The sequence below is a fragment of the Bradyrhizobium sp. 27S5 genome, from assembly GCF_037217225.1.
GTDB lineage: Bacteria > Pseudomonadota > Alphaproteobacteria > Rhizobiales > Xanthobacteraceae > Bradyrhizobium > Bradyrhizobium septentrionale.
This window is the reverse complement of record NZ_CP147714.1, coordinates 6,298,693-6,312,059: the sequence shown is the minus strand read 5'-3', so window position 1 is coordinate 6,312,059 and position 13,367 is coordinate 6,298,693. Positions and strand designations below refer to the sequence as shown.

The window sequence follows — 13,367 nt, the reverse complement described above, 5'->3', positions numbered from 1 at the left end:
GGCCGATGGCTCCTGTGTACAAATTGGTTTTGGTGCCTTTGGATAGTGCGGATTCCAAGTCGTCGCCAATTGGCTTTGACGTCAATGTTGTGTCTGTACTTGAATTTTCAGCAGGATCGGTCGCGCCCGATGCCGTAACTGCGGCAGTAAACGCTCACCCGATATTGAACCTTCCGGTATCCTCGCGCATCCGCGCATACGCGCTGAGCTACAGCGCGTGGCGGGTCAACAAGCCTACCCTCAATGGATTGGTGACAGGAGCCGTTCCGGTAACGATGACTCTTGTTGGTGACCAATCACTCGCAGATAAGCGGTCAAATTTGCTGAGCTATTTGACGCGGACACAGTCAATCCCCGTCGCGAAGCTGGTGCATGACAAGCGCTTTGACAATTTAACCAATGACGATTTTCTGAATATCGCCGAAGTACATGATGATCTCACCTCGCTTAGGAATGAGCTATTAAACCGGGCCGTGAGGGCCTTCAGCTTCCGCGAACATTTTTCGCTCAGCATGGCGCCCGAAAAATTCTCGGAAGAACGTGCGCGATGGATTACTTCCTACGCTCAGACGCAGCTACTCACGGCCCTCTTCGGCAATCCAGGATCGCAACCGCTCTTAACAGCGCAGGCGAACACCTCGCTTACGCGTCTCAAGCGTGCAATACCGAAAATCGAGAAGCGGTTGACCAAAGTTCCGCCCAAGCGGGGCCTTACCGACAAGTTGCAGACATCTACAGACCAGGGTGAGGTTGACGTCAGTCCCCTCGATCCGAACGTAGCGGTTCACGCCGCACTGAAGAACGACGTATTAGCCGCCAACTGCGGATTCGTTACGCGCTGGCACGCTTCCGCATCGCAGTCCATCGACGGAGACTATGTCATAGCAATTGACTTGTCTCAGCTCACGCTCGACGCAACCGTCGCCGGGATGTCGACCCAACCAACGGTATTTCGCAGGCGGACGCATACCCATCCGCTGAGTTTCGCCGACGTCGGGAGTGCCGAAACCAGCAATGGAGGCCTGGCGTTTCTCAACGATGCCAGCGGATCGCCTCGCTACCGAGCGTCCGCAATTCACACCGAAACCCACATCATTCAAACAACGCTGTTGCAGCAAACCAATTCCATTGCAAACGTTCTGGGAACGGTGGCGAAAGAAGGTGAGGACTACCTCGGACCGCGAGACAATCGTCCACCCGCTTTGTTGGCCAAAGAACAGTTCGGGGTAAATGAGCCAGAGTCCGGCGGTATCACCATTTCGGCTCCAACTGTTGATTTGATGACGCCCGGACCGCTTAAAGATCCGCAGCGTCCGAACTTGGGCCCCTGCCTGTTTCTTGAAGATCTATGGGTGGGGTTTCGGCTGGACTTAGCGCCTGAGGGAACGGAAAAATTCTGGAGCATCCATCACCAGAACCAGGAAGTGACCTTTGCCAGTAGCAAGAAGGTCGTTCGTGGACAATCGGAAGACTTTTTTGCAAGAGAACAGCCGGGCGACCCTACTGCGAATATCACTAGCACGGAGCTCGGCCGCTACATCGGCTTAAGCGTTGCCCAGGTACCGGACTACATGAAGTTTTTGGGGAAATACGAACCGTCAGTCAATCCTCTGGAACCACCTTTCACGGTAAAGGTGACAGGCTACTCCAGCGTCACGCCGCTTCGATTTGGTCACGTTTATCCGTACCGACTTCGAAACGTATTTCTGGGTGGAATTAGCTTTTCAGATCAGGATCGAGGTTTAGTCTCATTTGGATCGAGCTACATCCAGGTATGCCCGTTCTACCGCGCTCGCGCTTTTAAGCCCGGGGAAGTGATCGACAGATCAGAAGAATCAGACTCACCCCAAAACGGAGTGCGCACGGTTTATCTGTCCAAAGAGAATCCCCGTGCCAGTTTGTGGGTAGTACCTTGCCCGCTAGACACGGATACAGCCCGCTATCACGGGCTATTTCTTACAAATCAGAACGAGCCGGCTCGTAACAGTCATCGATACTTCGTAACGGACCTGACGAGATTCTTCACAGCGCATTCATTGGACGCTCAATATTATGTTGATCCCGATGTAAGCGAGATTGTCGTCACGTTAACGCTTTTCAACGGAGATCCGCACTCTCAACAGCACGAATTCACATTCAAAGATGGCGCATTCTACGAACTTATTCAGCACTTGACGCTCCCTTCGGTCAACGCCCGCTTTGGAAAGAGCGGCCAGTGGGAAAAATTTCGTCCGATCCAAATCTCGTTCGCTACGACCAGCAACCTTTACCCATCCCTATCAGTGAATTCTGGCCAAAAGCGTGTAAATGTGACTGTGCCTGCCGGCGCAGAGCTTGAGCTAACCTTGACTCCGGTTGTTTCAAACGAAGAGCTAAGAAAGACCGCAACTTATGCGTCTTCGACCGACCAGTTAAGACAAGCACGAGCTACGAAAGCTGACGACGCCAATCTTCCTTTTCCGGGCCTGGTACAGCACAAGATCCGGGCTATCCACTGCGTTAAACAGCCAGCCATCGCTCCGTTCGTCGGATCCGAACCGACAGTCTCTACCGGCGAAGGCAAGGTCATACCTATCGCCTCGCGGGAAAGACTGAAGGAAACTGCCCAGCTAGGCGGATATTTACAGGTCGACGCAGCAACGACGGGCCAAGTTCGCATAGAGGCGTCTTGGTCGGACATAGAGGACAACGCGAAGTCTCGTAAGTACATACTCAATGCGGCAACCGCCAACAGCAAAACGCGAAGCATTACCTTCTCACAATATAAGGTACCTGCCGCCTCGACAGTCGCACGTGTCGATGCAAGTACCTCCACGGCGCTTATAAGCGCCGGAAAGCTATCGCTGACCGAGCAGTTCGAATTGCAAAGCGCCGAGAATAAAATCTTTCTCGAATTAAAGGACAATACTCCGTTATCTTGCGCAGTTGACTTTGTCGATACGCGTCGAAAGCAGGCCAAAGTCCGGGCTGTCGCAATCGGACGATATCCGAACCAATTCAAAAGCGACAAGCCCGACGCATTTGAGAGGCGATCTGATTGGTGGCCGATTGACGTCCCGGCCTCCATGAAAATGGTAGCGGCGAGCATCAGTCACATCATTCCACTTTCGCGCGACTTGATTGAGGGCGAGCCTGCGCGGCAGACTCGCGTCTATGCGATGCGAATATTTGTATATCGACCTTGGTTTTTGTCCGGTCCCGGAGAGCGCCTGGCAATCGGATGTAGGGCTGGACGATTTAACGAAGGCCCGAGTGCGTCGCTCAACAAATATCTGAGTCAGTGGGGTGAAGATCCCGTCGAACGGCCGAAGCTGCCGATAACCAAGCGACTGCCGAGAGCTTCGGATTTTCGAATCCCGGATATGTCGATCGAAGTGGCCTTAGACTCCAAACTCTACAGTGCGCACAGCGTCGAAGGAAATGCAGCAGTACTTTATCGGGACAATGTTGTTCGAGTTCAAAACAGCCCCGAACCAGACAATGACATCTTGTCCCTAGCAAGCTTCGCGCTTCGCTGGCATGAGGAGACGAAGCTTTGGTACTGCGACGTTGAGATTGGCCAAAACTTCGTCGGCTGGTGCGGAATGGCTCTCTATCGACACCAACCCAACGCACATGAAGGTTTGCAGATTTCAGAAAGCCCAGCTTGGGCCTACGGAGCAATCTTGCATGGCGAGAGCGTTGCTTGGACTGAGAGACAGGGCATGCTCCATATCACAGTCGGCCCAGTGTTCGATCGCTATACAACATTCGAATTGGACGCGACCAAGTATAACGATGGTGTGAGCGCCAATCTGCACGACGGTTCCGGCCAACGCGCAGCAATGCAGAAGTATGTGGTTCAAGGCAAAACATATTTTGAAGGCGTTGTACGCGCCGACAATGAATGGAGCCTCGTAAAGCTCCGCTTCGGGTCCGACGTTTCATCGAAACGAATTCAGGGGGCGTGAAGCCGATGAGGATGGCTCGCACTGTTGTATTGATAGGCGCATTGCTAGCCTGCAATAGAGCGCTCGCCGCGGAGCCATGCCTTCAGCCCCTTTCCAGAGGCAACGAACTCGATCGACACCCCTCCAGGTTTGCGAAACTCGTGGATCAAGATCCGCCAGAGTCAACAAAAGCCGACGGAGTGAAGAGATTTCTGCCCCTTAAGGTCGGGATTTCCGACGTCGCTAACATCGACTTCTACTACATCGATTTCAAGCCCCCATCAGGTGAGACGCCTGAGACGATGTTCAAAAAAATTCGACTGGCATTTCCCGAGTTTGCTGCCGGGAAGGGCGCAGTCAAGGAATTCGCCTTTGGACCCTACAGGGGCAGCTTGGATGCCAACGATAAATTTCTGAAGGCCAATACCGAGCTTTGGAACAAAACCGAGCCACTAGGTGCGCTGATGACGTTTCTGCTTGGCACAAAATATCCTCATTCGGCTCGCTTGTTTGCGGGCGACTATCAAGCAGCTCCCGGTTCGGTAGGTCTTTTTGAAAAAGCCGGGGACGTGCAAGTGACATGCGCTTCTCCAACTGACTTTATCTTCACCACTGTGGATACAAAAGTCGGGAAAGTTCATCCGGTCGCCGGCAATCGCGGCTTCGGAATACAGCCAAATCCAGATGGCACCTTCCGATTTTACTCGATGGCCGCCGACAGGCAGTCCGACTCTTTTCCAGTCAGGCTAGCAGGTTGGACAGGGGACGACGTATTTTGCCAAGGTCATGATTTCTGGATCCTGTTCTATTCAAACATGAAATCTTTCTTGAAGACCAAAAATAGCGCCGTGCTAACTAATCACGGCCCAGTCAAATATCCTTTCGATGAAAATGGAAACCATCCCGCTTTAGATTGCACGACGAGCCAGAAATGATGCCGTCCAATATCGAGCTTCGGTTGTTCTGATCTGATCACCGCACAGTGTGTCGTCACGACTCCGGCTCGAGCCGATAGCTACGTGTTCGCTAAAGGGTGTTGGAGTTGGCCGCGATCGTAGGGCAACCTATCGTCGACGTCTAAGCGGGTGGAAAGATCCGCATATAGGGCCAGAGGGGCCCGTGCAGGCCCTTCCGGGGACGCCCCCCGAGCCGGCTGAGGCCACCTGATCCCCTGTTGCCGGACTGAGAGATCTTCGAATTCCTGACTGAAATGGGAACTATTTCCGACTAGCGAGAGCGCCTAGCACTATGATCGGACAAGGTTTTTTCTAGATTCTGTCCCTCCGCCGAGATGCTCTGCGGAAATTCATATGGTTCACATCCGGCGCACGAGATGGGCGATCGCAGAACGTCAATCGGCGGGTCTTCCCGAGGGGGCAGCGCGTACGGCCGAAGCGCGCCCCGGAAACTTGCCAGCCGCAGCCGAAGTTTTCTGACCTGACAACCTGACGCAGGTGGCGCGTCAACCTGTCAACCGTGTCAACCCAGATTCTGAACTTTGCGGCTAGCGATATTTCGGGGCGCGCTTGGGCCGTAGGGGCAGGGGGCCCGGGAAGGACCCGCGAGCTTGAGGCAGGCCGTATCGACCGAAGGAGTGTCAGCTCACGATCCCAAAGCGGACGCTTTGCACGTGACCAATCTTGATCTGCTAAGGGCAAAAAGCTGACCTCGTCCGCGTCGCTTCAATATTTCGGCAGAGCATGCTGGACTACCGGCGTGCAGCCGGCCGACTGAAGAACTTTCGGACCGACAACACTTACATCAAACACGCCGCGGACCTTCCCAAGCCAAAGCCAAAGTTGGGATGATTGAAAGCTGGTGGTTCAGGTGGCCTCGTCGAGAAATCCGATGCGCGACGTACCGCGGATTGACCTGACCGGATTCACAAGAACATCTCTGGCACATTCGAAAATAGCTTCTTGAACCCGCTGGAGATCGCGGTCAGTATAATTAACATCGATGCCGCCGACGTTTTTCCCATCATAAACTTGGACGGCGATGGTATCGCCCTTGAGCTCCATCTCGACGACAATCCGCAGCCATGTCCCGCCCGGGTCTCTCGCGTGAGGCACGCGAATGGCCACACCCATCAGAATTGGCTCGATTACGATGCTCCCTCGTTTGAAAGAGCTGAACTTGGCGTCGCGATAATCACCGCGTCCAAGAGCCCACCCACTTTCAGGCGGAACCCCCAAGACCGTAGCGCCTTCACCCAAGTAAGCCGGAAAGTGCGCAACAAGAGCATCGCCGAACTCGTGCAGAGCCAGATAGTGGCGCGCAGCAGTCTCGCCGTATGCGGACATTGCCTGTTGCAGTTCCAGAATGCGAGCACCGAGCGCCATGCGAATCTCTCCCGTGAGGCACCTCTTTAGAACAGCCTGGAGGTCTAAGGTGAACTCTCATCCGATAGCTTTGTCTGGCCCTTTGGCAACGGGTCGTACGGCCCGTGCTGCGCCAAAAAATCCCGCCAAAACCTGATAACCACCTCAAACAACATGGAAAGCTCCATGTTCTTAGGATCAGACTGGCTTACCTCGATTGCCAGATAGGACATGCCATAGGGCCCTTGACCGTATCCACCCATGCCGAAACCCTGGATCTTCTGAGTCCCCTTGGCGTTCTCTCGAATGAAGTGCTTGCTGCCGTTGGAGATAGATTGCACCAACCCGTACCAGACGGTCTGGCCGTCAATCCAAGCCATGAAGTCTTCTTTCTTCTTGAAGCCGAGCTTCGTCTTCAGGGCTGCATCTCCTTTAACAAAATCTCCCCACACCCAGTCGGCCATGTGATGCGCCGTGATGGCGCAGTTCATGGCGTGCCGGGCCGAATCCAAATGCCCCATGAAGTCGTCGAAATCGTCGAGCAGCTTTTGGTAGAAGTCTTTCGAATTGTTGATGTCGAACATATCTCCCCTCAATGAAGTTGCCGAAGCACCACTATATCCCTGTTTTCTACCTTAAGCACTGGTGCGGCTCTGACAGTCGCTTGCTGGACTACACCCAACCCTACGATGGCATCGTAAAGCCACAGCCTAAGCACCCGGACGGCGTCGGTTATGTACGAGGCCTATACCGACTGTCCGGCGTGCCAGACGATGTCGCCGAAATAATCGAAAAGACCTTCTTTGCAAAACTCGACGACCAGGCAGCCTACGCGCACAAAAAGTTGCTCAAGCGCGAGATAAACAGCCTGACGCCCAAAATGCGGGAGGCATGGACGCTATTCTTACTCAGCATCCTGATGCGCTCACCTCGCGCCGTGGTGGACACTTATGCGAAGATCACCGAAGACCTTCCCGCTCAATGGGAAGCCGCTAAGGGACGATGGGCGATCGACTTTCCAAATGAAGGCGTGCTCGGAGATTACACCCCCGACGTTGCGCGGCAGTACGCCTTGATGCAGTTACGCCGCTTCATCGGGAACGACGCGATCGGCCAGGTGGTTCACCGGATGCATTGGTCCACGTTCGACGTTTCAAAAACCAAGTATCGGTTTGTGACCTCAGACCGCCCGGTCGTAAACAACAATGGGCTGGGCTATGTGGACAGCCATATCGCTATTCCGCTCAGTCCAACGATGCTGTTTCTTGGCGTGAACTCAGTATCAACGCTGAACGCCATCCACGCGATGCCGGACCGAGATGTCGTGTTCAACTGCAATAGGCAGGTTGTCCGCAGGGCTGTGAAATATGTGTGGGCTCAGGACTATTCCAACGATGCCCTGATAAAGTCAGATGTCGGAGGACGCCAGGGACAACCCGAGCATGTTTTCCGGGAGCGGCCCGATCGAGGGTCGAGAGCTCACACCTCTAGCCAAACAAATTGGCGTCTAAAGCGAAACGCGCCGGCGCATTCGGCATCAGCCTTGTCTTCACGGAGTCCTTGCACCAGCGCGCCTTCGCCGCCGCCTGCACTTCCGGCTTCTTCGCGTTGCCTTTGCCGGTGGCGTGGACCATCAGCTTCATCAAGTTGACCAGTGGCATACAGGTCGCCGCTTTACCCGCCTATAGTCCTGCATGAAGCCCGAGTTGGCGCCATGCTGGCTTGGTCCGGCTTACCTCTGAGAGAAGACTCCGAACACGTGTTCGGCGTGTTCGGTAAGTTCGGTCAGATTTAGGAAAAACGAGCTAGCGGATTTACGGGGCGCGTTTGGGCCGTGGGGGAGGTGGTCCCAAGAAGGACCCAAAGCGCGCTCTCGTGGCGCGAGGTTGTAAGTTGAAGTTTGGCCGCGTCCGTGCGGTCTACGAGTTGGCATGCGCTTGAACTCGACCTGATCCACATCAATGACGGGTTCGTCCAATATGTCTAGGTTGTCTAAGATGAAACAGAGAGTAGTACCAAAGTACGCCGATCTCGTATGAGATCGGCGTCAATTTTGCCTACACGCGTGATCTAGTCTGCTTAGACACCATAGACCAATAGCCGGCTTCTTTTGGTTAGGTGGGGTCTAAGCGAAGATTTCAGGTTCGACAGCTTAGCCGGGAACCGCGTCGTCGAGCGCATTCGTCTCTCGCTCGCCCTCTCCCGGCGGCCAATCGATAGACTGACCCATGATCCGCTCGAACGACTGCCTACATTCCAGCAAACATGGGACATCGTAGCAGTACCTGCGTTTTACAACACCTTCGCGTTCAATGCCAAGCTTTGAATCGCGAATGCCAGGTGCTAGCTTCCTCAAGCGTTTGCCAAACTCAGCATTGCTGCGTTTCCGTCCAACGCCCATGCGAGCCGCATCCCTGAGGTATTCACCGTAGAGGTCGTCCCTAACGACCCAGGGACGCCAGCCATCATCGCCTTGCAAAAGCGTCCCGGCCCAAAGCCGATTGAACCAACAGTCGTCGATTGGATCCAGCGACCTCAGCTTTTGGTCGAGCAAAGCTTTCGTTTGTGGAAACCGGAAGATATCGAACCGAGTAAGGTCAAACGATAGAAGTTCGTAAAGTAGTCGTTCGCGCCCACCTTCGTCGAGCTCCTCGTAGATCTCCTTGAAGTACGCATTGTTGCGCTGAGCATAGGAAGCCACATCAAGAACAAAGAAGCGTCGCTCGTCTCCGGTCGCGGGGACAACCCAGTCTTCATTTGAAGTCATGATCACCCGAACGCGGTTCTCCATACGGATAGGATCAACTCCCTTCGATTCGATCATTTGGATCTTCGATGTGATCAGCCCCTTCAACCGCCCTTCTGCAGCTTTGTCGCCAGCCCACATCGCTTCGTCAGCTTGCAGCAGACCACAACTGGCAAAATGCGCGTTAAACTGACCTGTAAGGTAGCGAGCATCATCAACAGGGAAATAATGAGCCGCAATCAACGATCCGAGAACGTCGCCCATCACAGTTTTGCCAGTGCCTTTTTGGCCGCGCAAAACGACCGCGATACCTGGCCTTTCCCTCGGTCGCTGAATGAGATGGGCCATCCAACCCCACAGATAGCTGAAGTATTCCTCGTTTTCGTTGCACACGTTGACACGAAGGTGATCTTTATAGCGCTCGCAACTGCCTTCTGGCGATGGCGTGGCGCTGAAGCCGCGCCAAAGATTCAGATAATTTGGCGTTCCAGCTGCCCCGTCCGGATTTGGAAAATATTCCACTCCGTCGTACTGGCGGCGATTCGGATGCTGGTGCCAAGCCTTCGCCCAAGTGACCGACTTAAGCCGTCCATCGGGCCCAACAATTTCCGTATATTTGTTTCCAAACCAGGAGTTCATTGCCTCGAAAGACAGAAAGCGCACCCGGTCGTTTACCGGGCCCGCCGGCTGCTCGTTCACCACCACCGCTTTGCCGCCCCAGATAACCAGCGCGTAACTGCGGTTGATTTCCTCGACTTCGAAGCCCCAAGAGCGGGCACACATATTGGCTGGGTCAACGACGCTTCCACCGCTTCGCTCGGCATCCTTTGAAGCATCTGCGCCGATGGCATCGGCGGCATCCTCTGAATTGATCAGGCTTTCAATAAACTCGTGCGGAGGGACATCGCCATGTCCAATAATGTCGGCGATGCGGCTTGGAGGTGCATTGCGAAGCATATCGTTGAAGTCTTGCCCTTGCCCCGTTCCGTAGTTGGAACGAGCGAGGTTATCGACTGGCCCAGAGAGGCCACCGTCTGTGGTGTTAGTCATTTCGGATTCCGGGTATCTTGGCGAGTTTTTGCGGCGTCGCCGGTGAGACAGCGGCGTCAGAAAACATAATAGTTCCGTAGAACTGTTTTCTGTCCCACTGAGACTTAAGTGTTTGATATTCCTGAGGGCCTAAAGTCCCCTAGGGAGCGCCAGCAAGCTCAGGCACTTAGGTAGCCATCAGTCCCGTTCGTTGAATAATGGTTGAATAAGACGCTGGTGAACAGCGGCGAACGCTTGGGGAATTTTCTGCCGACATTGCAGGCTAACCTCGGCGCGAAACCTCACTGCGGCTGGCGCATTCCCCAAAAATTTACTCGTCGCCCTTGGTGTCCGGAAATATTCAAATCGCCGCTAGCGTGCGCTCTCGTACGCGAGCGCCCTCGGGTGTTCGCATTGACGTTGCTCGTCGCACGATCGACACTTGTCCCGTCGAGCTTTGTGCGAATAGTAGGGCTGCGTGAGATACAATCGACGAGAGAAAACTGGCGGACAACAGTCACAAGTCAGTCCATCCGCTCCGAAAGCCGCAGACCGAGCTCAATGCCATTCGCCCGGCGGCTCACCTGCACGATTGACGATGCATGCGAAGTAACCGGCTTGGGACGCACGAAACTTTACGAGTTGATTGGAGCTGGGCGTATCGTCACGACAACGATCGGACGTCGGTGACTAGTAGTGGTGCGCTCACTTCTGGCGCTCCTTGACACCAACATGTCGATCTAATGGACGTACTGAAGTTCAACCGCAAGCCTCTCGGCATCTGCTCCCTACTTTGCTCCCTCGGACCGCAGAATGCGGCGCTCCAGATTGCGGCGCCGGCGCTTTTGTTCAGCGGATACCGCCGCGGCCTGCTTCAGATAAGCCGCCTTTTCTTTTCCCTTCAATTTCTTCGCAAATTCCAGGATCGTATAATACCAGCTGTGATGCGTGGCTGTATCTGTCGGCTCAATCTCTGCAGCCCGGCGGTACTTCTCAAATGCCGCCTTATAGCTTTTGGCGGCGCCGGTCCTCCGGGCGAGATCGGCAAGTGCGTGGCCCCAGCTCAAATAGACGCTGTAATAATTTGGATTAGCCGCTCCCGCAGCTTGGAAATGTACCATCGCCTTCTTAAACAGCACTAGGTCGTCCGTGATGCGCGCCAAATCATGTAATGCCTTGGCGAAATTGTTGTGAACGATGTCGGGCGTCTGGGTGTGTCGGAGCGCCGCTTCGTAATGACAAAATGCTTCTCTCAGTATCCCATTGTCGCTGCGGGGATACTCTGCGCGCGCCAGATCCGCCAACGCATTCGCCAAATTGTTGTGGGCGTCTGAAAATTGAGGATCTATTGCCAGTGCTGCCCGATATTTCACGACGGCGCGGTTGAGCAGCGCTTCCGCCGCCCTAGTCATCACTTCCATTGCGCCATCCCGGACTGCCATGGACAGATCGAACAGGACATTGCCCCAATTGTAGAGGGCATCAGCTTCTGTGGCCCGAATTTTCGCGGCAATGGCGAAATGCTCAGCGGCTTTCCGATAAACGTCACGATCATCGTCGATTTTCGCCGTTGAGTGCGCGCGATCGCCCAAAATCATTTGGGACCAGCCGTAAATCTCCCGTTCCCGCTCGGTTAGCTTCTTCAGCTGCCGGCCCCTGAACAATGCGGCAACACGCTCATGCTCGCCTGCGAGGAAATAGTATTCGGCAGATAGGGCCTGCTCTTGGCCGGCGATCAGGGCGTCGAGCTGGGGCCGAATGACGGCGGCGACGTCAAACCGGCTTTCGCGGAGCCCAGACTCGTCGTCCAGACTGCTTCCCGGGGCTTTGTAGTCCGTCAGCATCTGAAACATAGATTCTAAATGCGAGAACGGCTGCGTTACGAAACGCGGGGGAAAGCATCCGAGCCTTTGAGCCAGCGTGACGAATAAATCATCGGCATCCCAATCCCCCAAGAAGTGCGTGCCGCGTCCGGGGGTGAGGAGCCGTTTGGAGACATGGGCCGGCGGCGTCTTTCCATAGCCTACCCAGTAGAGCCCATACTCAAATGTCCTGACATCGGCCAGAAGATCAAATACCGGATCGTTCTCGCCACTATAACCGACTACAATCCAAATCCGGCCTTTATGCGCATCCTCGAAAACAGGCTTCATATAGCGCCGATGTCTGTTCACCTCTTCACGCGTGTTGAGAAGCACAAAGCCATCACGCTGGCCATGGAGATGGAATATCGATTTTTCACTCACCTGGTCGGGATTGAAAAGATGCGATGCGGCGAAATCATAAACCGCCGGGAACGAATTTATAAGTGAGCAGGCCCTAGAAACGAGAGGATCAAAATTGGTGGTAAGTACTCGATCGATGAAGTCGTGATCAATAAGTTGAGCGAGCGCGAGGTGAGCCCAATTGATTTTCGCATTGTCGATGTATCCGCCAATAAGGTCGCGCCGGATCCCACGGTCGAGACTGGCCATGCAGCCAGGATAGTCTTTCGGGGTCGCGCGGCTGTAGGCGGCAGGATATGAGGTCCTAATATGCTCGACCACGGCACCTGCCGACGGTATCCCCGCGCTGATCGAACAGCCAGCACCGAGTAGCACGGTGCATTTTCGCGTTGTACCGGGTTTCGGCCGCAGCGCCTCTACAATGTATTCTAACGTACGCGGGGGCGTTGGCATCAAAATATTCTCATGTTGGGATTGAGTGTACGTGTACTACCACTCCCGATTCTCGCGTTTCAAATCAAAGGGTCTGCCGACAACTCGATGTAGTTAGGAACTGGCCCTTTATGGATCAGATTACTTCAAGCTGTAATGTTGGCCCATTAAGAACTGCCGAAACAATTGATAGGTCGGGCAAATCGCCTGCAATGCTGATGTCACTAGAGGGTTCACGGATCGTACCAGCATATTGAATCACTGATGGAGGGTTGCGCCTCAATGCGGCTGTGCTAGTACGCCCGCTCTCGAATCGAGGAGCTAAAAGTGGCGAAGAAGGCAAAGAAGACGACTACCAAGAAGAAAACTGTGCGCCGCGAATACACAAAGGCTGACGTGAAAGAGCTGCGCGCTTATTCGAAAGCAAAGACGCCCGTTGCAAAAATCGCGAAGCTGACAAAGCGCTCCGAAGGCTCACTCCGCCAAAAGGCGCTCAAGCTTGGAATCCGTCTCGGTCACCAGCGCTAGAGGCAGCATCATGACGCTCTTCAATAGGGTGTTCTCGACCAGAACGTTGTTGCAAATCATCTGCGTTCTCGTCGCTGTTTTCGCAATGAAGTTGTTGAGCACTCATTTTGACTTCAGCTGGGCAACCGCAGTGGCGGTTGAGTAGGGGACACGCTCG

General features: G+C 54.4%; 8 protein-coding genes. 4 read left to right on the top strand and 4 right to left on the bottom strand.

Annotated features, from left to right (window positions below; genetic code table 11):
- Positions 1-5 precede the first annotated feature (5 nt).
- Both WDM24_RS29875 and WDM24_RS29870 read left to right on the top strand, forming a co-directional pair.
- The gene (locus tag WDM24_RS29875; protein ID WP_338828320.1) at positions 6-3,950 is read left to right on the top strand and encodes a hypothetical protein; all 3,945 of its coding nucleotides are present in this window, start codon (positions 6-8) and stop codon (positions 3,948-3,950) included.
- Positions 3,951-4,090: 140 nt separating this feature from the next.
- Entirely contained in the window at positions 4,091-4,864 is a 774-nt protein-coding gene (locus WDM24_RS29870; RefSeq protein ID WP_338828319.1) for a hypothetical protein, read from the top strand.
- A gap of 888 nt (positions 4,865-5,752) precedes the next feature.
- Here the strand turns inward: WDM24_RS29870 and WDM24_RS29865 are convergent.
- Positions 5,753-6,271, bottom strand: a complete 519-nt coding sequence (locus tag WDM24_RS29865) for a hypothetical protein (RefSeq protein ID WP_338828318.1) — start codon at positions 6,269-6,271, stop codon at positions 5,753-5,755.
- Positions 6,272-6,315: 44 nt separating this feature from the next.
- A complete protein-coding gene (locus WDM24_RS29860) occupies positions 6,316-6,834 on the bottom strand; it encodes a hypothetical protein (RefSeq protein WP_338828317.1) in 519 nt (172 codons plus the stop codon).
- A gap of 11 nt (positions 6,835-6,845) precedes the next feature.
- Between WDM24_RS29860 and WDM24_RS29855 the strand changes: the two genes are divergently transcribed.
- Complete coding sequence (locus tag WDM24_RS29855) at positions 6,846-7,901, top strand: DUF4238 domain-containing protein (RefSeq protein ID WP_338828316.1); 1,056 nt, start codon at positions 6,846-6,848, stop codon at positions 7,899-7,901.
- A gap of 501 nt (positions 7,902-8,402) precedes the next feature.
- On the opposite strand, the gene WDM24_RS29850 is transcribed toward WDM24_RS29855, so the two are convergent.
- A complete protein-coding gene (locus WDM24_RS29850) occupies positions 8,403-10,046 on the bottom strand; it encodes a primase-helicase family protein (protein ID WP_338828315.1) in 1,644 nt (547 codons plus the stop codon).
- A 767-nt stretch (positions 10,047-10,813) separates the two neighbouring features.
- Positions 10,814-12,499: an SIR2 family protein gene (locus tag WDM24_RS29845; RefSeq protein WP_338828314.1), complete on the bottom strand. Its 1,686-nt coding sequence runs from the start codon at positions 12,497-12,499 to the stop codon at positions 10,814-10,816.
- Between the two features lie 510 nt (positions 12,500-13,009).
- On the opposite strand from WDM24_RS29845, the gene WDM24_RS29840 reads away from it, so the two are divergent.
- Positions 13,010-13,210, top strand: a complete 201-nt coding sequence (locus tag WDM24_RS29840; protein WP_338828313.1) for a hypothetical protein — start codon at positions 13,010-13,012, stop codon at positions 13,208-13,210.
- Positions 13,211-13,367 lie beyond the last annotated feature (157 nt).